Origin of the sequence: Massilimicrobiota sp. An80, from assembly GCF_002159255.1 — a bacterium.
In the GTDB taxonomy this organism is placed as follows: Bacteria; Bacillota_I; Bacilli_A; order Erysipelotrichales; family Coprobacillaceae; genus Allocoprobacillus; species Allocoprobacillus merdigallinarum.
The window spans coordinates 1-22,216 of the sequence record NZ_NFHI01000019.1 but is presented as its reverse complement, the minus strand read 5'-3'; the positions used below and the strand labels follow the sequence as shown (position 1 = coordinate 22,216).

At 30.7% G+C, this 22,216-nt stretch carries 24 protein-coding genes and 1 other annotated feature; of the genes, 6 read left to right on the top strand and 18 right to left on the bottom strand.

Features of this window, described 5'->3' with window-relative positions; translation table 11 throughout:
* Positions 1 to 16: 16 nt before the first annotated feature.
* Positions 17 to 766, top strand: coding sequence for a MurR/RpiR family transcriptional regulator (locus B5G32_RS06780; protein WP_087244940.1), 750 nt, complete (start codon positions 17 to 19; stop codon positions 764 to 766).
* 59 nt (positions 767 to 825) lie between these two features.
* Here B5G32_RS06780 and B5G32_RS06775 read toward each other — a convergent pair whose 3' ends face one another.
* The 4 genes from B5G32_RS06775 to B5G32_RS06760 form a co-directional block, all read right to left on the bottom strand.
* Positions 826 to 1,611 carry an ABC transporter ATP-binding protein gene (locus B5G32_RS06775; RefSeq protein WP_087936234.1) on the bottom strand — a complete coding sequence of 262 codons (786 nt, stop codon included), beginning with the start codon at positions 1,609 to 1,611 and terminating at the stop codon, positions 826 to 828.
* Positions 1,605 to 2,471, bottom strand: a complete 867-nt coding sequence (locus B5G32_RS06770) for an ABC transporter permease (protein ID WP_087936233.1) — start codon at positions 2,469 to 2,471, stop codon at positions 1,605 to 1,607. Before B5G32_RS06770 ends, B5G32_RS06775 begins: the two co-directional genes overlap by 7 nt.
* Before the next feature lie 15 nt (positions 2,472 to 2,486).
* On the bottom strand, positions 2,487 to 3,461 hold the full coding sequence (locus B5G32_RS06765) for an ABC transporter substrate-binding protein (RefSeq protein ID WP_087936232.1): 975 nt from the start codon (positions 3,459 to 3,461) through the stop codon (positions 2,487 to 2,489).
* A gap of 119 nt (positions 3,462 to 3,580) precedes the next feature.
* Positions 3,581 to 3,817 (bottom strand) — a binding site (T-box leader).
* Between the two features lie 77 nt (positions 3,818 to 3,894).
* Positions 3,895 to 4,641, bottom strand: coding sequence for a prepilin peptidase (locus tag B5G32_RS06760; RefSeq protein WP_158093987.1), 747 nt, complete (start codon positions 4,639 to 4,641; stop codon positions 3,895 to 3,897).
* Positions 4,642 to 4,857: 216 nt separating this feature from the next.
* Here B5G32_RS06760 and B5G32_RS06755 point away from each other — a divergent pair, with 216 nt between their 5' ends.
* Entirely contained in the window at positions 4,858 to 6,210 is a 1,353-nt protein-coding gene (locus B5G32_RS06755) for an MATE family efflux transporter (protein WP_087245864.1), read from the top strand.
* A gap of 132 nt (positions 6,211 to 6,342) precedes the next feature.
* Here the strand turns inward: B5G32_RS06755 and B5G32_RS06750 are convergent, their stop codons facing one another.
* Complete coding sequence (locus B5G32_RS06750) at positions 6,343 to 6,609, bottom strand: hypothetical protein (protein ID WP_087245866.1); 267 nt, start codon at positions 6,607 to 6,609, stop codon at positions 6,343 to 6,345.
* A 34-nt stretch (positions 6,610 to 6,643) separates the two neighbouring features.
* Positions 6,644 to 7,549: a Y-family DNA polymerase gene (locus B5G32_RS06745; protein ID WP_087936229.1), complete on the bottom strand. Its 906-nt coding sequence runs from the start codon at positions 7,547 to 7,549 to the stop codon at positions 6,644 to 6,646.
* A gap of 138 nt (positions 7,550 to 7,687) precedes the next feature.
* Here B5G32_RS06745 and B5G32_RS06740 point away from each other — a divergent pair, with 138 nt between their 5' ends.
* The gene (locus B5G32_RS06740) at positions 7,688 to 8,284 is read left to right on the top strand and encodes a LexA family protein (protein WP_087245870.1); all 597 of its coding nucleotides are present in this window, start codon (positions 7,688 to 7,690) and stop codon (positions 8,282 to 8,284) included.
* A 74-nt stretch (positions 8,285 to 8,358) separates the two neighbouring features.
* Here the strand turns inward: B5G32_RS06740 and B5G32_RS13805 are convergent, their stop codons facing one another.
* From B5G32_RS13805 to B5G32_RS06720, 4 genes are read right to left on the bottom strand one after another with little or no spacing between them, the layout of a single operon-like run.
* A complete protein-coding gene (locus B5G32_RS13805) occupies positions 8,359 to 9,288 on the bottom strand; it encodes a GNAT family N-acetyltransferase (protein ID WP_158093986.1) in 930 nt (309 codons plus the stop codon).
* A 44-nt stretch (positions 9,289 to 9,332) separates the two neighbouring features.
* On the bottom strand, positions 9,333 to 11,096 hold the full coding sequence (dnaK, locus tag B5G32_RS06730) for a molecular chaperone DnaK (protein WP_087936228.1): 1,764 nt from the start codon (positions 11,094 to 11,096) through the stop codon (positions 9,333 to 9,335).
* A gap of 13 nt (positions 11,097 to 11,109) precedes the next feature.
* Positions 11,110 to 11,712, bottom strand: a complete 603-nt coding sequence (locus B5G32_RS06725; RefSeq protein WP_087303829.1) for a J domain-containing protein — start codon at positions 11,710 to 11,712, stop codon at positions 11,110 to 11,112.
* Entirely contained in the window at positions 11,713 to 12,546 is an 834-nt protein-coding gene (locus B5G32_RS06720) for a DUF5685 family protein (protein WP_087303830.1), read from the bottom strand.
* Positions 12,547 to 12,665: 119 nt separating this feature from the next.
* On the opposite strand from B5G32_RS06720, the gene B5G32_RS06715 reads away from it, so the two are divergent.
* On the top strand, positions 12,666 to 13,979 hold the full coding sequence (locus B5G32_RS06715; protein ID WP_087936227.1) for a replication-associated recombination protein A: 1,314 nt from the start codon (positions 12,666 to 12,668) through the stop codon (positions 13,977 to 13,979).
* 15 nt (positions 13,980 to 13,994) lie between these two features.
* Here the strand turns inward: B5G32_RS06715 and B5G32_RS06710 are convergent, their stop codons facing one another.
* Both B5G32_RS06710 and B5G32_RS06705 read right to left on the bottom strand, forming a co-directional pair.
* The gene (locus B5G32_RS06710) at positions 13,995 to 14,741 is read right to left on the bottom strand and encodes a carboxymuconolactone decarboxylase family protein (protein ID WP_087936226.1); all 747 of its coding nucleotides are present in this window, start codon (positions 14,739 to 14,741) and stop codon (positions 13,995 to 13,997) included.
* A gap of 101 nt (positions 14,742 to 14,842) precedes the next feature.
* Positions 14,843 to 15,724: a LysR family transcriptional regulator gene (locus B5G32_RS06705; protein WP_087936225.1), complete on the bottom strand. Its 882-nt coding sequence runs from the start codon at positions 15,722 to 15,724 to the stop codon at positions 14,843 to 14,845.
* A 232-nt stretch (positions 15,725 to 15,956) separates the two neighbouring features.
* Between B5G32_RS06705 and B5G32_RS06700 the strand changes: the two genes are divergently transcribed.
* Positions 15,957 to 16,361 (top strand): MerR family transcriptional regulator, encoded by a 405-nt coding sequence (locus B5G32_RS06700; RefSeq protein ID WP_087297545.1) that lies wholly within the window; start codon positions 15,957 to 15,959, stop codon positions 16,359 to 16,361.
* Positions 16,362 to 16,417: 56 nt separating this feature from the next.
* Here B5G32_RS06700 and B5G32_RS06695 read toward each other — a convergent pair whose 3' ends face one another.
* Positions 16,418 to 16,690, bottom strand: coding sequence for a hypothetical protein (locus B5G32_RS06695; RefSeq protein WP_087297546.1), 273 nt, complete (start codon positions 16,688 to 16,690; stop codon positions 16,418 to 16,420).
* Positions 16,691 to 16,839: 149 nt separating this feature from the next.
* Here B5G32_RS06695 and B5G32_RS06690 point away from each other — a divergent pair, with 149 nt between their 5' ends.
* Positions 16,840 to 17,529, top strand: coding sequence for a YoaK family protein (locus B5G32_RS06690; RefSeq protein WP_087936224.1), 690 nt, complete (start codon positions 16,840 to 16,842; stop codon positions 17,527 to 17,529).
* 103 nt (positions 17,530 to 17,632) lie between these two features.
* Here the strand turns inward: B5G32_RS06690 and B5G32_RS06685 are convergent, their stop codons facing one another.
* From B5G32_RS06685 to B5G32_RS06665, 5 genes are all read right to left on the bottom strand, one after another.
* Positions 17,633 to 18,208 carry a histidine phosphatase family protein gene (locus B5G32_RS06685; RefSeq protein ID WP_087245527.1) on the bottom strand — a complete coding sequence of 192 codons (576 nt, stop codon included), beginning with the start codon at positions 18,206 to 18,208 and terminating at the stop codon, positions 17,633 to 17,635.
* Complete coding sequence (locus B5G32_RS06680; RefSeq protein WP_087936223.1) at positions 18,208 to 19,029, bottom strand: MBL fold metallo-hydrolase; 822 nt, start codon at positions 19,027 to 19,029, stop codon at positions 18,208 to 18,210. Before B5G32_RS06680 ends, B5G32_RS06685 begins: the two co-directional genes overlap by 1 nt.
* 106 nt (positions 19,030 to 19,135) lie before the next feature.
* A complete protein-coding gene (locus tag B5G32_RS06675) occupies positions 19,136 to 19,708 on the bottom strand; it encodes a TetR/AcrR family transcriptional regulator C-terminal domain-containing protein (RefSeq protein WP_158093985.1) in 573 nt (190 codons plus the stop codon).
* A gap of 17 nt (positions 19,709 to 19,725) precedes the next feature.
* On the bottom strand, positions 19,726 to 20,391 hold the full coding sequence (locus B5G32_RS06670) for a potassium channel family protein (protein WP_087245533.1): 666 nt from the start codon (positions 20,389 to 20,391) through the stop codon (positions 19,726 to 19,728).
* A gap of 5 nt (positions 20,392 to 20,396) precedes the next feature.
* Positions 20,397 to 21,797 carry a TrkH family potassium uptake protein gene (locus B5G32_RS06665; protein ID WP_087936221.1) on the bottom strand — a complete coding sequence of 467 codons (1,401 nt, stop codon included), beginning with the start codon at positions 21,795 to 21,797 and terminating at the stop codon, positions 20,397 to 20,399.
* Positions 21,798 to 22,216: the final 419 nt, after the last annotated feature.

The window sequence follows — 22,216 nt, the reverse complement described above, 5'->3', positions numbered from 1 at the left end:
AATAGGGAGGTATCTTATGAATATATTATTGAGCCGTATTTTAACCTATTTAAATGGAACCCTTTTTCATGATTATAATTATAAAATTTGTACATTCATTATTTTTCATTACCTTGAAATGGAAGATATGAGTGAAGAAGAATTTTTAAAAAAAGGATGTTTTAAAAAAGAAGAATTATATTCTTTTATTGCCTTACTAGGCTTTAAAGAATATGAAGAATTTAAGGAAACCTTAGTCAATCATCATCAGACACGTCTTAATCAAATTCGTGTCAGAATGATTGGTGTTGATAGTCGTGAATTCATTGAAAAAATGGATAAAGACTGTAGTGATGATGAAATGCAAAAAATCATAAGTGATATTTGTCAAAAGCTTTATCGTGCCAAAAGAATTGTTGTATTTGGTGCTTTATATCCAATATCTATTGCTATTGAACTACAAACTGATATGATTACATTTGGTAAACCTTTTATTCAATATCATAGTTATGATCCTATTGTTATGGATGAACATGATGTGGCCATTGTTATTAGTGCAACAGGTCGATACTTAGAAGGATTTAAAAAATCAAAAGCTGATGTACATATTGATAAAGCCCAGCAGATTTTAATTACCCAAAATAAAAAATATCTGAGAACAGAAACTTCACCAAATTGTAAAGTTATTTATGTTCCTGGTAAATTTGATAGTATTAATTTTAATTATCAAATTATGACAATTTGTGATTTAATTCGTCTACACTATTTTCAACAATATTACTTATAATACAAAAAGACTGTTACTCAAAACAGCCTTTTTTATATTTTATCCATTTGACTTACTTTTTATTGTAATAAGATATGATCAGTATAATCATGAGTATGTTGAGTATAAAGATGAATCAAGTCTTCCACCGTTAAATTTTGTTTGCGTTTTTCATCAATGAAATCAAGAATTCGCCCTTCACTCATAATAATGATTTTTTGTCCATATTGAATAGCATCTTCCATATTATGAGTAATCATTAATGTTGTCATCTGATTTTTTCTGACAATATTCGCTGTTAAATCTAAGACTGTCTTTGCAGTTTGTGGATCAAGAGCAGCAGTGTGCTCATCTAATAGTAAAAGCTGTGGTTTTGCATATGTTGCCATTAATAAAGACAATGCCTGACGTTGTCCTCCAGAAAGAACACCAACCTTTGTATCCATACGTTTTTCTAATCCTAATCCCAGCTCTTTCAATGCTTCCTTCATTTGTTGGCGTTGTAAGTGAGAAACTGGTTTTAATTTGAAGTAATGTCCCTGACAACCAGCTAATGCTAAATTTTCTTCAATAGTCATAGTAGGTGCTGTTCCTTTTAAAGGATTTTGAAAAAGTCTACCGATGAAGCGTGAACGTTTGTATTCTTTTAAATTTGTAATATCTTGATGATTCAAATAAATATGACCCTGAGCTGGAAGAATCGCTCCACTTATTGTTTGAAACAATGTTGACTTTCCAGCTCCATTACTACCAATAATTGTTACAAAATCCCCTTGTTGAATTTGTAAATTGACATGTGATAAAGCTTTCTTTTCATGAATTGTATCAGGATGAAAAACAACCGATATGTCCTGTAATTCTAACATACTTTTTTCCTCCTTACTTTTAATTTTGTCAAAATCAAAGCCAATACAACTAATAAAGCAGACAACAGTTTTAAATCTGTTGATGGAATCCCCATTTGTAAGGCTAAAGTGAGAATTCCACGATATATAAATGCACCTATCGTAACTGCTAATAATTGATAATGAATCTGATCTTTTTTTATAAATGCCATTCCAATAATAATACTTGCTAAACCAATGACCATCATTCCTGTGCCACTTTGACTATCCGCAAAGGATTGATGCTGAGCATATATAGCTCCAGACAAAGCCACAAGTCCATTGGATAAAGATAAACCTAAAATTTTCATCAAGTCAGCATTTATAGATGAAGCTTTAACCATATCTTCGTTATCGCCGCATGCGCGCAGCGCTAAACCAAGCTGTGTTTTTAAAAAATAATAAAGAACTCCAAAAATAACAGCTACAAACATGATAATCAATAAAAACTGTGAATATGGTTCGAAATTGGTCAATGGTGTAAATATGGTTGTAGAACCGAACAATGACAAATTAGGTGAATCATTCATAATTTTTAAATTTATAGAATAAAGTCCAGTCATAGTTAAAATCCCTGCAAGTAAAGATGCAATTTTCAACTTTGTTGTTAAAAACCCAGTCACAAGACCAGCCAGCATTCCTGCAATAAAAGCTGCACATAATGCCAAGTAAGGATGCCCAGAAAGTGTCAAAACAGCACTAACTGCACAACCCAATGTAAAGCTTCCATCAACTGTTAAATCAGGTAAGTTTAAAATCTTATAGCTCAAATATAATCCTAAAGACATAATCGCAAATATACCACCAAGTTCTAATGCTCCAATAATAACTATCATATTCATAACATGACCACCCCTCTACATCATAACCAATGAAGAATCTTGAATGATGTTTTCAGGTAATTCAACATCAATTTGTGTCATGACATCCTGATTCACATAAATCTTTAAATCATCCTTAAAAACCTTAACAGGAATATCACTTACATTTGCCCCATTAAGAATTTGATCAACCATATTGGCAGTTTCCCTTCCCAATTCTTCATAATCAATCCCTACACTTAAAAATCCACCATCCTGTACCATAGAATCTGCTCCTACATAAAGTGGAACTTGTGACTGAATACATGAATGACTGACAACGTTCATAGCACTGGCAATTGTATTGTCATTAGGAGCAAAAACAGCATCACATTGAGTTGCAAGAACATCAATTGCACTTTGAACTTCATTAACATTTGTAATAGTTGCTTCTTTAATTTCAAAACCATGCTTTTGTGCATAATTTTTAGCTTTTTGAATATTTGTTACTGAATTAGCTTCTCCTTTGTTGTAAATAACTCCTAAAGTTTTTAAATTCGGATTTATTTCAAGGGCTTTATCAAGAATCAAATCTACTTGAATCTCATCACTGGTTCCTGTTATATTTTTATCTGGTTTTTCTAAAGAAGTTGTCAGTTTAGCTCCAATTGGATCACTCACTGCTGCAAAAACAACAGGTGTTGTTGAAGAAAGCGATGCAACTGACTGAGCAACAGGAGTTGCTATCGCAACAACGACATCAGGATTTTCTGATGCAAATGTTTGTGTAATACTAGCTGCAATACTATTATCCCCTTGTGCATTTTTAAAAATATATTCAATATTTTGATTATCTTGATAACCTAACTCCTCCATTTGCTTATCAAAAGCATCCTTAATTGTATTTAATGATGTGTGTTCCATATATTGAACAACAGCAACTTTTTTCACAGTTGAGTTATCACCTTGACAACCCATTGTCATTGATAATATACATATTCCTATTAATACGTTTTTTAAAATTTTTTTCATAGTCTTATCTCCTTTATATTGTATTTTATTCATGTTTAACTAGAAAATAAGACACCATCGTTTCATTTTCATAAGAAAGCTCCTTTCTTATTGGCATATAAACAAAAAACACCTGTCCATCAAAGGACAGATGTTATAATCTGCGGTACCACCTTTATTGGTTATAAAAATAACCCACCTCATTAAAATGCCAACACATTTTTGCTTTGTAACGTAAGCTCACGTCGCAGGATACTCGTTACCTTTCCCCTTTGCCCTCATAGGTCCATTTACTTAACTGCCACTATCCAGCTTCCACCATCCTGGACTCTCTTTAAGTACATTTTCAAGTTTTATCTCCTACTCATTGGTTTGTTTATATCAAATTATCACACCTTTATTAAATTGTCAATATTTTTAGATAAAAAATAAATAATATCTATTTTTTTGTTAATTAAATAAACAAATAGCTGTAAAAATATAAAATATATTCTCCAAAAAACAAAGAAATAAGAATTCCCACACAAAGAAAACCAGCAAATGCGATATGATGATGGCGATGTGTTTTTTTATAAAAAAGTAAATATGATGCATAGATTCCACCCAATAAAACCGCTATCGTAAAAGCAAGTATAATCTTTATATATCCTAACATAAAGCCATTAACCATCAATAATTTGATATCCCCGCCACCAAAACTATCTGGAATCCAAAAATTGAGTAATAATAATGGCATACTTATAATCAATATACCTATCAAACGTTCCCACAATGAAACATCACTATAAGGCATTAATCCTAATACAATAAATATTTCTAAAATAATCATTTCATCAGGTATAATTTGCCATTGTCTATCTATTAATGAAATGGTTATAAAATCCATTATCAATAAAAAAAGAAGAATAGCCTTTATCATTTGAGATTCATAATAGACAAGTAAGACAAGCAAAAAACCACTCATCATTTCAAAGATAGGATAAAAAAGTGAAATGCGGTGATGACAATATCGACATCTTCCTTTTAACATCACATAACTGACAATAGGTATTAAATCAAACCATTGTAAAGGATGCAAACAATCAAAACAAAAACTTCTTCCTTTTACAATATCCAAACCAAGTGGCAATCGATCTTTACACACTTGAAAAAAACTTCCTATAACAGCACCCAAAATAAAAAACCATACATATAAAAACATCTTCATGTCCCCTTTCATAGATATTTTTATAGTTGGCTTTGTTTCATATTTCGATATTATTCTATCTTAAAATATATTCATTTTCAACAAAAAAATATTTGACATTTTTTATTTTTTCTATAAAATATGGAGTGCTGTAAAGCTATAGATTTCTCTATTTCTGATTAACAAATAGAAAATTCTATAGCTTTTTTTACGAAAGGAGAATCTCAAATTATGGAAAAAAGAAATCCAATGGCTTATAAACCTATTTTTCCCCTTTTGATGTCTATGGCCTTTCCGCCAATGATTTCAATGCTTATTCAATCATTATACAATATAGTTGATAGTATTTTTGTGGCACAGCTTGGCGAAGAAGCTTTAACAGCTGTTTCGTTAATCTACCCCTTACAAAACTTATCATTAGCATTTTCTTGTGGTGTAGGTATTGCTTTAAACGCCATTATCGCAAGACATTTAGGTGCACATAATGATAAAGAAGCATCATTTGTCGCTACTCAAGGCATTGTTATGACACTTTTACATTCCATTCTTTTTGTTGGAATTGGATTATTCCTTATAGAACCTTTTTTAACTCTTTTTACTCAAAATCAGGATGTCATACAATATGGAATCGAATACGGTTTTATTGTTATTACTTTTACATTTTCAACATTTATTCACTTAGCCATCGAAAAAATGTTTCAGGCTTGTGGAAATATGATCATTCCCATGATTATGCAAATGGTTGGAGCAATTGTTAATATTATTTTAGATCCAATACTTATCTTTGGATATTTTGGATTACCTGCTTTAGGTGTAAGTGGTGCAGCTCTAGCAACTATTATTGGACAATTTAGTGCCTGCTTTTTATCAATATATTTATTCTTACGCTATAATTCACATATCCATATTTCATTCCGTCATTTTCGTATTGATTGGCATACATTTAAAAACTTATATTCAATAGCTATTCCATCTGGAGTTATGATGTGTTTACCTTCTGTTTTAGTTTCAGCATTAAATGGTATCCTTGCTCCTGTGTCTCAAACTGCCGTTGCATTCTTTGGTATCTATTATAAACTGCAAACATTCGTTAATATGCCAACAACAGGAGTTGTACAAGGAATGCGTCCAATTATGAGTTATAATTATGGAGCTCATCAAAGAAATCGTATGGATCAGACATTAAAAATGGCAACTCTTACTATTGGAACTATTCTATTATTTGGTACATGTCTATTCTTTATTTTCCCAGCTCAAATTCTTCAAATGTTTAATGCCAATCAAGATATGCTTATGGTTGGAATAACTGGATTACGTATTTTATCATTAAGTTTTATCTGTTCTACATTTGCCATTGTTATGTCTGGAGTTTTTGAATCATTAGGAAAAGGACCTATTTCTTTAATCATTACACTCACAAGACAATTTATCATCATTATCCCATTATCCCTTATTCTTTTACCACTTGTTGGCGTAACTGGTATCTGGTTAACATTTCCTTTATCAGAGCTGATTGCCTCATTCATTGCTTTTCTTTTATATCAAAAAGTTTATAAAAAAATAAAAATAGGAAATGAAAATTAATGATTCATTTCCTTTTTTTTACAAAAATTTAATATATGATAATGTTGTACATTTGATTCTTTTCTTACCATTTTTCAATGATATTCAAAATAAAACAAAGTTATAAAAACAAACAGTTTTATATACATAATATTATCCATGTATAATAGCTACAGCTAAATGAACACCTCGTTTAAACTGTATAAATCCATACTCATAAACAAATTCATTCACACAGTTTTCTAATTCTTCAACTTCTTCTTCACTCAGTATTAATTTTCTATTTATAATACGTTCATGAAATTGATCCATTAAATCAAAATAACGAATATGTATCTGTTCCAGCATCATTTCTTCATCTTGATTTAAAATAATATCAGAAGAATATATATCTTTTAAAACATTATCCATATCACACATAGTTCTCTTCTCCTTACTGAGATGATCATAAGAACTAAACTGTTTTTTCAAACAATGAGCAATTTTTTAATGGCAAATGATTATGCTGTCCAAATATTTTTCTTTTAACATGATGTAAATCCACTTTATTTGGTAATATATATGATTCATCCTGAAAATCTTTAAAATCGCATAACACTATTCTTAATCCAAAATATTGACCCTGATAAGCAAATTCATTTAATAATTTTCCAATAACATACATAATCTCACTATGAATATTTGTATAATTTCTTAATTTCTCTTCTTTTTTATAAAAATTCAACTGCATGTCATAGAATTGAATTTGAATACAACGAATTCCATAGTCTTTTTCTTTAAGTTGCTTGACTAAATTGAAGCTTAGATTTTGTGCTATTATTAAAGCTTCTCTGGCATTTAAAAAAGTATCTTGATTATCTTGACCGAATGATTGAGGAAGGGTATGAACTGTTCTATGTATTTGAGACATTTCATCTCTTTTTTGAGAGCATATATTCTTCCCGAATATTTTTACTGCCTGATAAAAACTTAAAATTCTATATGATTCATAACTGTGCATATAAATCCATTTGGCAAATTCTTGATGAAAACTGAATCCTATATGTATTGAAATACAAAGTTCATCTGCTATTCTTTGCTGAATACATTTCATAAGTTTGATAGAATCCATACCAAATACATATTGAGATTTTGTTAAATCAAAAAATATATCATTTCTTTCTTCTTCAAAGACATCATTACAATATTCATATAAAATATTTTTTATTTGCTCTTTATAGAAACAATATTCATCCATGTTTCTTTGTTTGTTGATGAGTTCTTGATGAATCAATCTCTTTTTTATAATGAAATTTCTCTTTTTCTCTATTTGATCTATGCATTCTTCAAAACAAATATATCCAATTAAAGTTTTCCACATATTTCTCACTCCTCGTCAATTATTATATATGACCTTGTTGCATATTTCAATATTTTTATGCAACTTATTTTATTATTTTTGATTTTTTCTTTATTTTAGATGTATTTTATACTATAATATGCATATAGGAGGTTGACTATGGAACTCAAAGACATTATTAAGGATTATAAATATAGGCATCAACTTACAAATGATGAAATTGCTCAAAAACTAGGAGTCACGAAATCTACTGTCAGTCGTTGGATTTCAGGAGATGTCAAAAGAATTCAAGATGAAACATTAAAAAGATTGAATGAACTCCTTGGTTATGATATTGAACCCGTTATCAAAGGAAAGTCCATTCATTTAAAGCGTCCTATTTTAGGTTATGCAAAAGCCGGATATGATATGTATGGAGAAAATAACTATATGGGTGAAGAAGAAGTCACAGAAGAAGATTTTTATAAGGGAGATTATTTTTTGCAGATTCAAGGTGATTCCATGACTGGATCAGGAATAATGGATGGAGATTTAGCCCTTATTAAACAATGTTCCTATGCCTCAACAGGTGATATTGCAGTTGTCATGATTGGTGGTGAAGAAGTAACAGTGAAGCGTATTATCAAAAAACCAGATATGCTTATTTTGGAAGCCACAAACCCACTTGTTGAAAATAGATATTTTTCTAATGAAGAAGTTGAACAACTTCCTGTTCGTATCATTGGTAAAGTCGTTTATACAAAAACTTATTTTTAAACAAAAAATCTCATTCATGTTTTGAACTCTAAAGCTAATCTAACTTTAAGGGTTCACTCCATTTATGAGATTTTTTATATATCACAAGACATACAAATCAAATGCTTTTCTTCAACAAAATTATTTTTACTATAAAATCCTTCACTTAAAAAACCACGAATTGTCTGTAAAACCATTCTCTCTATATGCAATTTGATACACTCTTTTTTTGTTTGTTGTAATAGATAACTTCCTAAATGTTGCCCATGCAATTCTGGTAAAATGCAGACTTCATCAATCCATAGCTCTTTCTTTTCTAAATAAGTCATTTGACGCCCTAGTATCATACCTATCAACTGATTATCTCGATATAGAACATATCCCAAAGCATATGGTGAAAGTAGCATTTCTTTCAATCGCTGATAAGACTGCTCATAAGTCCACGTTTCATTCCATGGTTCTTGCATAAAACATTGCTGAAATAATATTGAACACTTATTTAAATGATAATATTGCATGGGAATAAAACACATTTCATGACTTTCAAGTTCTAAAAACATATCATACCATGTCACTCCACCATGGATAGATTGAGAAACTCCCAAGCAACTATAACCAAATTGTTTATAAAAATCTATTAACTCTTTTTTACAAGTCAGTACCAAGCCTTTTTTACCTCTTGTAAGAGCCAAATCAATAAAAGCATTCATTAATTTTTGAGCAATCCCATGATGTTGAAAAGTTGGTAAAACAGCTAAACCAAATATACTTTGATATGGATGATTGAAATCATGTAAGGATGCATCTTCATAATATTGATCAATTAAAAAACGTGTTGAAATCATTGCCCCATTGATAAATCCAGCAATCTGTCCTTCTATAACGGCTACTAAAAAACAATCAGGAAAAGCAAGAAATCTTTGTTGAAATTGTTGTTTAGTTGCAGCTTCTTGAGCAGGAAAACAAATTCTTTCAATTTCAGCAAGTTTTATTAAATCTTGCTCTTTGGCTAATCTTATTTCCATATATACTTTTTATAAAAAAAGACATTAATGTTTGATCAATGTCTTTATTCACCCATAGAAAGCAAGAATGCTGCACTATCTTCCAATCTTTGTTTTGCTTCTTTAATTTCCTGAAATTGTGCATCTGGGCATGTTTCAAACTGCACTTTTTTTGTTAATTTCTTTAATTGATTCAATTCATTTTTAATTTGTGTCCTTACAGTTTTATCTATTTCTTTATGATGTTTTGCTAAACTGGCTTCTACTCTTGACATTAATGTTTCTAAATCATTTTTAAAAACAAGTCTTTCTTTTGTTTTAGCATCCTGCTGTTCAAATTGTTTAGCTTCATGAATAGCTCTTTCAATATCTTCATCAGACATATGAGAACCATTTTCAATAGTAATACTTTGCATATTTCCACTAGCCAAATCTTTTGCAGAAACACTTACGATACCATTAACATCAATATCAAAAGTGACTTCAATTTGTGGAACTCCTCGCATTGCACGCTTAATCTTTTTAAGTTTAAATTTACCTAAACTTTTATTGTCTTTAGCTAAAGGTCTTTCCCCTTGTAAAACATTAATTTCAACTTGTGTCTGGAAATTAGATGATGTTGTAAAAATTTGACTATGACTTGTTGGAATTGGTGTATTTCGATCAATTAATGGAGTTGCAACTCCCCCTACTGTTTCAATAGATAATGTCAATGGTGTCACATCTAATAATAAGACATCATAATTTCCCATTGCAGTCACATCACCAGATAATTTACCACCTTGAATTCCTGCTCCCATAGCGACACATTCATCAGGATTTAATGATTTACTTGGTGTAATTCCAGTAACTTCTTTGATTTTATCTTGAACTGCTGGAATACGTGAAGACCCACCTACAAGAATAATCTTATTCAATTCAGCAGGTAATAAACGTGCATCATTTAACGCATTTTGCATTGGGAGAATTGTTCTTTCAACTAATTCTCTAGTAATACGATTAAATAAATCTCTTGTGATTGTCATTTCTAAATTTTGTGGTCCTGCAGATGTCGTTGTAATAAATGGTAAAGATACAACAGTAGAAGTCATTGAAGATAATTCAATTTTTGCTTTTTCAGCGGCTTCTTTGATACGTTGCATAGCCATTAAATCATTTCTCAATGAAATCCCTGAGCTTTTCTCAAATTCAGTTAAAATATGTTGTGCTAATAATTCATTAAAATCATCACCACCTAGATGATTATCTCCTGATGTTGATAGTACTTCAATCACTCCATTACCAATTTCAATAATAGAAACATCAAAAGTTCCTCCACCCAAGTCAAAAACCATCATTTTTTGCCCATAACTATTTTCTAAACCATATGCCAATGCTGCTGCAGTTGGTTCATTAATAATACGCATAACTTCCAATCCAGCAATTCTTCCAGCATCTTTTGTAGCTTGACGTTGGGCATCATTAAAATAAGCAGGTACTGTAATAACAGCCTGTTTGACTTCTTCTCCTAAATAATTTTCAGCATCTATTTTTAATTTCTGTAAAATCATGGCAGAAATTTCCTGGGGTGTATACTCACGATTGCCAATTTTCTTTTTATAATCAGTTCCCATTTCACGTTTAATAGATGAAATTGTCCCCATTGGATTTGTAACAGCCTGTCGCTTAGCACTTTCCCCTACAAGTCTTTGTCCATCACGTGTGAATGCTACAACGCTTGGTGTTGTTTTCGCTCCTTCACTATTAGGAATAATGGTTGTTTTTCCATTTTCAATAAAAGACATACAACTATTTGTTGTTCCTAAATCAATACCAATAATCTTACTCATAAATCATTCTCCTTTAATAACATCTACAACAACAACTCATAAAAATATTAAACATCAATAACGAATAACAGCAATTAGCCATATTAGCATATGGTGACGTATAAGTTTGCTGTGTCTGACGATATTGACCACTTCCAGCCTGCAATTGCTGAACCAAGAAAATATATTGTAAATTACCAGGTTCCATTTGCGCTGCTGTTTGTGCATATTCTAATGCTGTTGCATTATTTCCTATACCATTCATAGCTAAAGCACTGTAATAAAACCATATTGATGAACGATTACGAAGCTGTTCCAAAATATGAAGAGCATCCTGATAACGACCAGCTTGAATAAATGCCGCAACATCTTGAAAAGCCGCCTGATCATTACCCTGATATTGATAAGTCGACTGTGAACTTTGACCATATGTTTGATTCGTAAATCCTTTTTTTCGATTATCCATGATCGTTTTATATGCATTTTGTACCTGTTTAAACTTTTCAGTATATTCAGCCTGATGTTCACTATTAATATTAGCATCAGGATGATATTTTTTACTTAATGTTCGATAAGCATGTTTGACTTCATCATCTGATGCATTTGGAGAAATTCCTAATACTTGATATGGGTCCATTTACTTCTTATCCTCCATTCTTTTTTGATAACGTAATTCATATTGACTCCAAACACCACTATATATGATATTCCTTAAAATTTCAACATTTTCCTCTATTGGAAGATATTCAAAAGCTTCGGCAGCTCTTGAAATCATCATTTCTAATAAATCATGGCATCTCTCTTCAAAATGTTCATCATGAAAATGAGAAATAAATGGATTATAGTTATTGTCTTTTAGATCTTTTTCAATATCATCATAGGCATCTAGTAAATAAATATATTTACCTAAAAAAAATCCAAATTCCCTCAAATAATCTTGCCAGAGATCATCTTGAAAACAGCAAATTTCAGCCATGACTTTTCCAAAACATCCGGAAATATCATCAATACGAACATCTTCCATTTTTTCATACTCATGAATCTTGTCCAATTGTTTTTCAATCATATCTATCTTTTGTGGAAATTCTTTTTTTATAGATTGATAACTATGATTCAAAATTTTCTTATAGACCTGTTTTGACATCTTTTGATCATCAATCCAATCATCATCACATTTAAGATATGTTAAAGCAATTGTCATTTTAGCAGCATATTCAACATATTCATTTTGTATTTCCAGATGCTTTTTCAGTGGATGTAAAAAGCATCTACGATAGCTTGATTGATTGTGTGGTTCATATAAACCAGATAATAAAATAGCTAAAAATGTCATATCATAATTTAAAGCCACACGTCCCTTTAAACCATAATTATCATTTATAGTTCGACATAGCCCACAATAATATGACTGATAGATATCAAAATCTTTAAATTTCATTTCTGGTTTATTGATTACTATATATCCAAACATCATAATCTCCTTATCATAATAAATCATGATTAGTATAGTGTGAAGATATGAACGAAACATGAACTTATAGAAACTTTATTTTAAAAATGTTAAAATAAAAATGAAAGCTGGTGAATGGTATGAAAATCTCAAAAGAACAGCCTGTTTTAGAACCTTTGGCCAATCGTTTAAGACCTCTGACATTGGACCAATATGTAGGACAAAAACATCTTGTTGGTAAAGGTAAAGTGTTATGGCAATTTATACAAAATGATCAGATTCCTTCTATGATATTCTGGGGTCCTCCAGGAGTTGGAAAAACGACTCTGGCAAAAATTATAGCCCAAACAACAAAAGCACATTTCATTGATTTTAGTGCTGTCAATAGTGGTATTAGAGAAATAAAAAAAGTCATGCAAGATGCCATACAGACACATCTTCAAGGAATTAAAACAATTGTTTTTATCGATGAAATTCATCGTTTCAATAAAGCACAACAGGATGCTTTTTTACCATATGTAGAACAAGGAAGTATTACTCTCATTGGTGCAACAACTGAAAATCCTTCATTTGAAATCAATTCAGCATTATTATCACGTTGTAAAGTTTTTGTCTTAAATGCTTTAAATGTTGATGATATCATGGAACTTTTGCAACATGCTATTGAAGATCCTAGAGGTTTTGGTCACTTTCATGTTGATATTGATTCTTCCAGTTTATCAATGATCGCTCATTTTGCAAATGGAGATGCTAGAGTTGCTCTTAACACATTAGAAATGGCTTTTTATAATGCTCCTCGTGATCATGATCACATCACTATTACTCCTCAAATTATCGAACAAATGACAAGTCAAAAATCATTATTATATGATAAAAATGGTGAAGAGCATTATAATTTGATTTCTGCATTACACAAATCAATGCGTAATAGTGATGTCAATGCTGCTATTTACTGGTTAGCCAGAATGCTGGAAGCTGGTGAAGACCCTTTATATATTGCACGACGACTTGTTAGATTTGCAAGTGAAGATATTGGTATGGCTGATAGTAGAGCATTAGAAATTGCCATTGCAGGATATCAGGCTTGTCATTTTATTGGAATGCCTGAATGCAGTGTCCATCTTACTCATGTTGTCACTTATTTATCTTTATCAGTTAAATCTAACGCTTTATATGTCGCTTATGAAGCTGCTAAAAAGGATGCATTAAAAACAATCGCCAAACCAGTTCCCTTACATTTACGCAATGCTCCTACCCGTTTAATGAAAGATTTAAATTATGGTAAAGGTTATCAATATGCACATGACTTTCAAGATAAACTGACAACTATGACTTGCTTACCTGAATCACTTCAAGACAGAGAATATTATCATCCAACAAATCAAGGAAATGAAAAAAAAGTCGCACTGCGACTTCAACAAATTCAACAATGGAAACGTAAACATCAAAAATAAAAGGTTAATGGCCTTTTATTTTTGTGTAACTTCATTAATAATATTGATAGCGTTTAAAGTTCTTGGAAAACCAATATAAGGTTGACATTGTGTAATCACATCAATTAACATGTCTCTACTATTTCCAACTTGTATATTAGCCATAGTATGAGCACGCAACTGATTTTCACAGCCACCTAAAGTTGCCAACATAACAAAAGTTAACATTTCTCTTATTTTTAAATCAAGCCCCTGACGTGTATAAAAATCTCCAAAACAATGTGCAGATAAATAATCTTGGATATGTTTTAATTCTTGAGGTGCATGATTATGATTAGCTTGAATATTCTCACGACCAAACGCTTCACTTTGAACATCAAATCCAGCCTGGAATCTTGTTTCTTCTTCTACTGTTGATTGATCTTCCAAAGGTAATTCAATTTGATTTTCAACAAAAACATCATGAACAGCATCAAGAGCTTCTTTCACTTTGCCTACACCAATATATGGAGTACATTGATAAATGGCTTCTTTCATTTCAACTGGAGTCACATTAGCCTTTAAAGCTGCATAAACATGTTCTTTTAAAGATTCTAAAGTCATATTCGTTGTATTAACAACAATTAAAATCAATTCTCTAAGACGCAAATCAAGATTACCATGCTGATAAACATCACCATAAATATAATGAATCATCATTTCCTCGTATGCTAAGTCATGAGGACAAAAATGATTTTTATGCAATGACTGATATAATTCTTTTGCTTTTTCAATATCTCTCATAAATAAATTTTCCTCCTTGATAATTTTATTTTAAAACTTTAAAAATAACCTGTCTAATACTTATTATGTATTTGTAGCCATACTTTTTAAGCATGAAATATTTATTTATGAAAATATGTATAAAGTTCTTGAATAAAACGCGTCGCTGTAGCCGAAAAAACTTGATGTTTTTTCCATACAATAACCGCTCCAGTTTCATAGGCTGGTTTTAAAGGAACAAAACGAACCAATGATTGATTTGACATATATACAATTTTGTCTAGACACAACGCATATCCTAACCCTTTCTCTACTAAAATAGCAGCATTATATATCAAATCATAAGTCGCAACAATATTTAAATCACTAATATCCAATCCCATCCAATGTGCCAGTTCATTTTGGACAATTAAACGATGTCCTATAAGGAGTGGTAATTTTTGTATATCTTCAGGTGTTACATACTCTTTTTTAGCGATTTCGCTATTTAAAGGTGCAATAATACCCCATGCTTCTTTATATTTTAAACGTACAAAATCATATTTTTCAATATCAACTGGTTCTGTAAGTAACCCTATATCTAAAAATCCCTGATCAATTTTCTGTTTAACATCATCAGCATTGCCACTATACAAATGATATTGAATACGCGGAAAGCGACGATGAAAATCCATCATAAATTCTCCTAACTGATGCATAGCATTAATTTCTCCTGCACCAACAAAAATCTCCCCTGCTATTAATTCATCAGCCGCTAAAAATTCCTTTTCAGTTTTATCAGCTAAATTAATAATTTCTTCTGCTCTTCTTCTTAACAACATGCCTGCATCTGTTAAGGTAACCTTATTTTTTCCCCTAATTAATAATTGCGTATTCAATTCTTCTTCTAATTGTATAAGCTGTCTTGATAAAGTCGGTTGTGTAATATGCAATACTGCTGCTGCACGTGTAATATTTTCTTCTCTTGCAACTGTTAAAAAATATCTCAATATTCTAATTTCCATGATAAGCCCCCTTTTTACTATTGTACTAAAAAAAATAACTTTTTTATACCTTTTCTTTTGATGGATAACTACGCAAATGATTTCAATTGACTTTATTGGCTTTATTGGCTTTATTGGCTTTATAACACAGGAGAAAGTATCAAAAAATCATTTCATACTTTCTTATGTTATAAAGATATATTGCATTTTATACTCAAAAACATTATGATAAAAAACAAGGAGATGAAAACATATGAATTATTCTATCAGTGATGTTTCTAAAATCATGAATTTACCTGTTTCCACTTTAAGATATTATGATAAAGAAGGGTTGCTTCCTTATATTGAACGTAAAGATTCCGGTTATCGTATTTTTAAAGAGGATGATATTCGTATGCTTGAAATTATTGAATGCTTTAAAAACACGGGTATGTCTATCAAAGAAATAAAGCATTTCATCGAATTAGTCAAACAAGGCGATATTTCTTTACAACAACGTTATGAATTGTTTGTAGAACGTAAAAAAACTGTTGAAAAACAAATGCAAGATTTACAAAAACAACTTGATTTAATTGATTATAAATGTGAATATTATCAAAAAGCGCTCAAAACTTATAATCAAAATAAACATCATAGTGATGAAAACAAATCACTATGATGTTTTTTCACATAAAAAAGCTGATAACATTTCATTTACCAGCTTTCCTTATGCTTTTATATAGATATACGATCTTGTTCATAACGCCTTAAACTTTTCATAATTTCCTCAGTTGCCTGCTGTGGACTATTTTTTAAAAATCCATCTTTAAATTCATAACTGATATTTATAGAATCATCAGGAATTTGATCAATATACTCATTAGAAAAACCAATTTTCCAACATTTGTTTTCACGATAAGCATATAATGTCATATCATTAACATCATTGACATCATGAAACAATTGCTTTACGAGTTTATATAAAGCATATGGTGAAATATAATACACCTAACCTCGCCTCTTTTCATATTTCTATTATATAAAATAAAAGCCCTTTCAACAATAAAAAACTTAAATTTTTTTTATTTTTTATCAATATATATTGTCAAATAGATGTCGAGTGATATAATAAAAAAGCATTTAAGGGAGTGTTATCAATGAAAAAAGATCATCAAGATGCTATTCTTCATTTTTTGATGGCTATGATAGGTGGTTTCTTAGGTGGATATGCTATTTTTGCTAGAATGAATATTTTTGGATCTGCACAAACTGCCAATTTAATTGAACTGATCAAAAATATATTTGGAGCTAATTATGTGGAATCTTTAATGCGAATAGGTGCCCTTCTTATATATATTCTAGCAATAATGATTGCCACAGTTTTAACATATAAATCTCAATGGAATCTTAAACACCTTGTTTTATATCTTGAAATGATATGTATTGTTATATTGGGATTTATTCCTGAAGACATACCGCCAATCATTGCTTTGTATCCTTGTTTTTTTGTTACAGCATTTCAATGGTGTATTTTCAAAGGCGCTATGGGATATACAAGTTCTACTATTTTTTCAACCAATAATATCAAACAGACTGTTGTATCATTGACAGAATATTTTTTAATACAGGACACCACAATCAAACAAGAAAAACTCAAAAAAGGTTGTTTTTTTGGTGGCACTTTATTAGGTTTTCATTGTGGTGTTGCTTTGTCGTATCTTCTATGGTCCATTTTTTCTTTAGCAGCCATTTGGTTTTTAATGATTCCTGTTTCCATTAATTTAGGATATTTAATATATATTGAAAAATATGCTTATCCAATTCAACATATAGAAAAGATGATTTGACACCAAATCATCTTTTTTCATATCTATCACTATTACCTATATTCAATGAAATCTCAATATATATTTTTTACTGTTATTTCAACTTAAATTCATCATAGAGTTCTTATGACTTATCGTCTTGTCTAATCACATTTTTTAAATAAAATTGATGATTGTCATATTCATATACAAAAATACAACAATTTCCAAATCCTTTTTTTAATTCTTCTGTTGGATCTTGCCATGCTCTTAAAAAATTAAAACAGGCGCCACCATGACTTACTGCCAAAACAGAATAATGATCTTCTTTTTCCATGATGGCAGTTAATGTATCAACCATTCTCTCTTTTAAAGTATTATTAGATTCACCACCAAATTGCAAATAATAGGTTTCACATTTTTGAGGATCATTTTCTGCCAAATAATCATGTTCTCCTTCTAGTAAGCCATAATTATTTTCTTTAAGTCCTTTACATCGCTGATATGGCATGGACGTTATTAATTCTAATGTATCACAACATCTTTCACTTGTTGAACTATAAGCATGATCAAAATGAATCTGATGTTCCTCAAACCATTTTTTTGCTAAAAGGGCTTGTTGAATTCCTTTCGATGTCAATGGAGAATCACACCATCCTTGAATCTTATGAAGAACATTAAACAAGGTTTCACCATGACGCATGAGGTATAATGTTTTCATTAATGTTCACCCTTTAAAACAAATGCTTCACCTGGAGCCAACACATGTATTCTATCAGGATTGATGACTCTTTGGTATAAATCTTCAGGATTACCATTAAATGGTGTCATATCTGGAGCATCAACACTACCCCAATGTATACAAATCAAATGAGCTTGAGGGTATGTATTAGCCAATTGAATTGCTCCATCCAAAGTAATATGCCAATCATTATCAGCAAAATCAAATAATATAACATCTGGTTCAGGCATATGCATATGTTCATCTAATAAACGTGAATCACCAGGTAACCAAATTGTTCCATCAGGCGTTTTTAACCAATAACCACAATAATCTTTCTCTTCCCAATAACGATATTGCCATTTTTTCGAACCATTTTGCCAGTTATGTTGTGCTCGAGTTAATTGAACAGATAAATCCTGTACTTGAAAAACATCATCAATATCATGCTTTTCAGTTTGAAATCCTTCTTCATTCATAACATCTGCAACATAATTAGGAGCATAATATTTTTGACAAACATTTTGTACATGACGGCAAGTAGGTCGAGAAAAATGATCATTATCTATATGAGTAATCAATATACCATCTAATTGTGGAACATCCTGTGATAAAATAGGCACTTCATACAACAAAGGTATATCAAATCCTTCTAATACAGGGTCAATCATAACATTTGTCTGATAACTGTGTATCATAATGCCTGCACCACCTAGCCAATAAATACGTGTTTCCTGGTCACTATAAAAGGCTTCCTTTGTTATAGGAATGGAAGCAGGAGCAACCGCCTGCCCTTTATTATTCTTAACTATATTTCTCATCAAAAAATCTCCTTTCTTTTATACTTTTATTTTAGTATAAAAAGAAGGAGATTTCTATTTATATATTTTTTGTTTTGTCTAAAAATGGACATTTCTATGAATTTGTCTATTTCTGATAAGGATGAATTGAATTGTCACTATCTTGAAATAATTTATCCATGCCTAGTCCTCGCATCTCAACAATCATTTGAACAATCTCTTCACATGGAACTGGCATATCAGAAAGAATCCAAGATAATGTCATACTGCTAGATGCATGAGCATGATAGATTGTTGCAAACCTTAAAGCATCTGGCATAGGTTCTTTGCCATAAAGCTCCTGATGCCACTTTAAATCAAAAGCTTGACAATGATCAACAATATAATCCTTTAAACAGTTCTGCCCTTCCATTTGACACGCCTGTTTCATAAACCAGTGATATTTTTTTATATTTTCAAAAGTCACTAATAGTGAATCATGAAAATCAATATTCATATTCTGATCATGAAAATCAGGAACAATAAATGTATCATAAACATAGCAAATCAAATCATTCTTATCTTTAAAATGATTATAAAATGTTTGTCTGCTGACACCTGTTTCTTTTAAAATTTGCGATACTGTCAAAGATTCTAAAGGCTTTTTTTGAGTCAATTCTAACAAAGCTGTTCCTAATATTCTTTTTACATCAATAGACATATATTCACCTGCCAACATTAAACAATTAAATAATCAAACCTTTCAATTTTTTCAGTTTCGGCGACCATTAAGAAATGATCATTTACACGTAAGACATGTTCCGGATTAACATAAAGTTCAATTTTCTGTGTTTCCATATCACGTTGTCCTAAAATATTGATTCCATATTTTTTTCTTAAATCTAAAGAAGATAACGTATGTCCAACCCATGCCTGTGGTACTTTCATTTCCACTAAGCTATAATTTTCATCAAGTTCAACCAAATCAGTTATGTTCTTTCTAAGCAATGTTCGTGCGAGTCTTTCTCCCATTTCTTTTTCAGGACGAATAATACGATCAGCACCAATTTTTTCTAAGATAGATTTAAATCTTTTATTCTTAGCTTTTGCGATAATATATGGAATACCAATTTCTTTTAAATTCAAAACACCTAAAAGACTTTCTTCTAAATGATTACCAATAGCAACAATACCAACATCAAATTCTTCGATTCCTAAATCAATCAAAAAATCTTTATCAGTAATATCTCCAATAACTGCCTTTGTAGCAAATTCTGAAACTCTTTGTACACATTCAGGGCATTTATCTACTGCCACAACCTCACAACCATACTGTGATAATGTTTTGGTAATTGTTGAACCAAAAACACCTAACCCTAATACTACAACTTGTTTACTTTTCATTTTCCCTATCCTATCAGAACATCACCAACTGGATAAACGATGTCCTTTCCTTTCTTTTGTTTATATTTCTTTGCAAAGACTAATACCATTGTCATTGGCCCAATACGTCCAATATACATTAATATAATAATAACTATTTTTCCTATGACAGTCAAAGTTGGTGTGAGTGATGCAGATAAACCAACTGTTCCAAATGCTGAGAAGACTTCAAAGATTAAATCAATAAAATCTGCACCTTCATTCATCGACAATATAAATAATCCCAACGAACAAACAAAGAAACTTAATATAGCAATAGTCAATGAACGTTTCACGACCTGATCATCAATACGACGTTTAAACATTGTGACAACTTCATAACCATTCTGTAAAGAATGTAAATACATTAATGCAATGACTAAAGTAGCTGTTTTAATTCCCCCAGCTGTTCCTGCTGGTGAACCACCAATAAACATGAGAATAGACATAAATAATTTTGTCGAATCATGTAAAGAGGCCATATCAACAGAAGCAAATCCAGCAGTTCTCGTTGTCGTAGACTGGAAGAAACTTGCTAAAATTTTATCACCCCATGATAGTGGTCCTAATGTTCCTGGATTATTATATTCAAGGAATAAAATGACTAATGTTCCCCCTAGCAATAATGAGACTGTTGCGAAAAGAACAATTTTTGTATGAAGAGATAATGATGAGAAAAATGTCTTTATCCTAAAAAATTTAAAATTTTCTTTATAGTGACGCCAAGACATTCTTAAATCAATCCAAACAACAAATCCCAAACCTCCAGCAATAATCAAACCAGCAATCGTCAAGTTCATTAGAACATTTGTTTGATAAGGAATCAAAGAATTAGGACCAAGAATATCAAAACCAGCATTACAGAAAGCTGAAATTGAATGCCAGAATCCATAATAAATTCCTTTCACAAGACCAAATTCAGGAACAAAAACAATACATAATAATAATGCGCCAACAATTTCAAAAAAAGCTGTATATTTAATAACTCTTTTAATATAAACGCCAATGGCAGCCATAGAATTCTGATTTAATGCTTCCTGCATAATAATTTTATTTGTATATGTTAACCTTTTCCTTAAAGCATAAATGAACATATTCAATAAGGTCAAGAATCCCAATCCACCAATTTGAATAAGCAAAATAATAATAAGTTGTCCAATGAGTGTATATTGATCAGCGACAACAACTGGCACCAAGCCAGTTACACAAGTCGCTGATGTTGCAATAAACAAATGATCAATGTATGGAGCAACTGCTCCTTGATTTGAAAATGGACAAGCCAATAACAAAGAACCTACCAGTATTACCATAAAAAAGCTAAAAGCAATACGTCGCATAGGTGAAAAGACTTTCTTTTTCTTTGATTTATGAAAATCAACCGTTTCCATCTTTCTCCTCCATAAATATTAACATTTGATATAAAATATCATATATTTTTATAAAACAATTATAAAATAATCTATTTCAACACATATCTTTTCCTATATGACAACTCCCTTCAAATCTGTTTATAAAAAAACAGATTCCTAAAAGAATCTGTCAAGATATTTTATTTTACACATATAAAGTAAAACTCTCGAATAAATAAAGCGTATTAGCTTTATGACAGACTCCACCACTTATTCGATCTCCATTGTAACACAGTTAACTTTTTTGTCAACCAAAACAATAGGTTTTATCTTATTTTGTCTGATTCAAATATGATAATGTCTCAATGTATCAAGATTGATAATGTCCCAACATGTTGGGACATTATCAAATAATCCTGTTATACTATAAACCTCACTTTTTATTGGAGGTTTGATGA

Coding starts and splice junctions, on each gene's coding strand:
- B5G32_RS06765 (WP_087936232.1), bottom strand. CDS start 3,461: ATGAAAAAAATTTTAAAAAACGTATTAATAGGAATATGTATATTATCA.
- B5G32_RS13805 (WP_158093986.1), bottom strand. CDS start 9,288: ATGGAAATAAGATTAGCCAAAGAGCAAGATTTAATAAAACTTGCTGAA.
- B5G32_RS06780 (WP_087244940.1), top strand. CDS start 17: ATGAATATATTATTGAGCCGTATTTTAACCTATTTAAATGGAACCCTT.
- B5G32_RS06685 (WP_087245527.1), bottom strand. CDS start 18,208: ATGAAAACATTATACCTCATGCGTCATGGTGAAACCTTGTTTAATGTT.
- B5G32_RS06740 (WP_087245870.1), top strand. CDS start 7,688: ATGGAACTCAAAGACATTATTAAGGATTATAAATATAGGCATCAACTT.
- B5G32_RS06715 (WP_087936227.1), top strand. CDS start 12,666: ATGAAAATCTCAAAAGAACAGCCTGTTTTAGAACCTTTGGCCAATCGT.
- B5G32_RS06690 (WP_087936224.1), top strand. CDS start 16,840: ATGAAAAAAGATCATCAAGATGCTATTCTTCATTTTTTGATGGCTATG.
- B5G32_RS06720 (WP_087303830.1), bottom strand. CDS start 12,546: ATGTTTGGATATATAGTAATCAATAAACCAGAAATGAAATTTAAAGAT.
- B5G32_RS06775 (WP_087936234.1), bottom strand. CDS start 1,611: ATGTTAGAATTACAGGACATATCGGTTGTTTTTCATCCTGATACAATT.
- B5G32_RS06770 (WP_087936233.1), bottom strand. CDS start 2,471: ATGAATATGATAGTTATTATTGGAGCATTAGAACTTGGTGGTATATTT.
- B5G32_RS06760 (WP_158093987.1), bottom strand. CDS start 4,641: ATGTTTTTATATGTATGGTTTTTTATTTTGGGTGCTGTTATAGGAAGT.
- B5G32_RS06755 (WP_087245864.1), top strand. CDS start 4,858: ATGGAAAAAAGAAATCCAATGGCTTATAAACCTATTTTTCCCCTTTTG.
- B5G32_RS06675 (WP_158093985.1), bottom strand. CDS start 19,708: ATGTCTATTGATGTAAAAAGAATATTAGGAACAGCTTTGTTAGAATTG.
- B5G32_RS06665 (WP_087936221.1), bottom strand. CDS start 21,797: ATGGAAACGGTTGATTTTCATAAATCAAAGAAAAAGAAAGTCTTTTCA.
- B5G32_RS06670 (WP_087245533.1), bottom strand. CDS start 20,391: ATGAAAAGTAAACAAGTTGTAGTATTAGGGTTAGGTGTTTTTGGTTCA.
- dnaK (WP_087936228.1), bottom strand. CDS start 11,096: ATGAGTAAGATTATTGGTATTGATTTAGGAACAACAAATAGTTGTATG.
- B5G32_RS06750 (WP_087245866.1), bottom strand. CDS start 6,609: ATGTGTGATATGGATAATGTTTTAAAAGATATATATTCTTCTGATATT.
- B5G32_RS06700 (WP_087297545.1), top strand. CDS start 15,957: ATGAATTATTCTATCAGTGATGTTTCTAAAATCATGAATTTACCTGTT.
- B5G32_RS06725 (WP_087303829.1), bottom strand. CDS start 11,712: ATGGACCCATATCAAGTATTAGGAATTTCTCCAAATGCATCAGATGAT.
- B5G32_RS06710 (WP_087936226.1), bottom strand. CDS start 14,741: ATGAGAGATATTGAAAAAGCAAAAGAATTATATCAGTCATTGCATAAA.
- B5G32_RS06745 (WP_087936229.1), bottom strand. CDS start 7,549: ATGTGGAAAACTTTAATTGGATATATTTGTTTTGAAGAATGCATAGAT.
- B5G32_RS06680 (WP_087936223.1), bottom strand. CDS start 19,029: ATGAGAAATATAGTTAAGAATAATAAAGGGCAGGCGGTTGCTCCTGCT.
- B5G32_RS06705 (WP_087936225.1), bottom strand. CDS start 15,724: ATGGAAATTAGAATATTGAGATATTTTTTAACAGTTGCAAGAGAAGAA.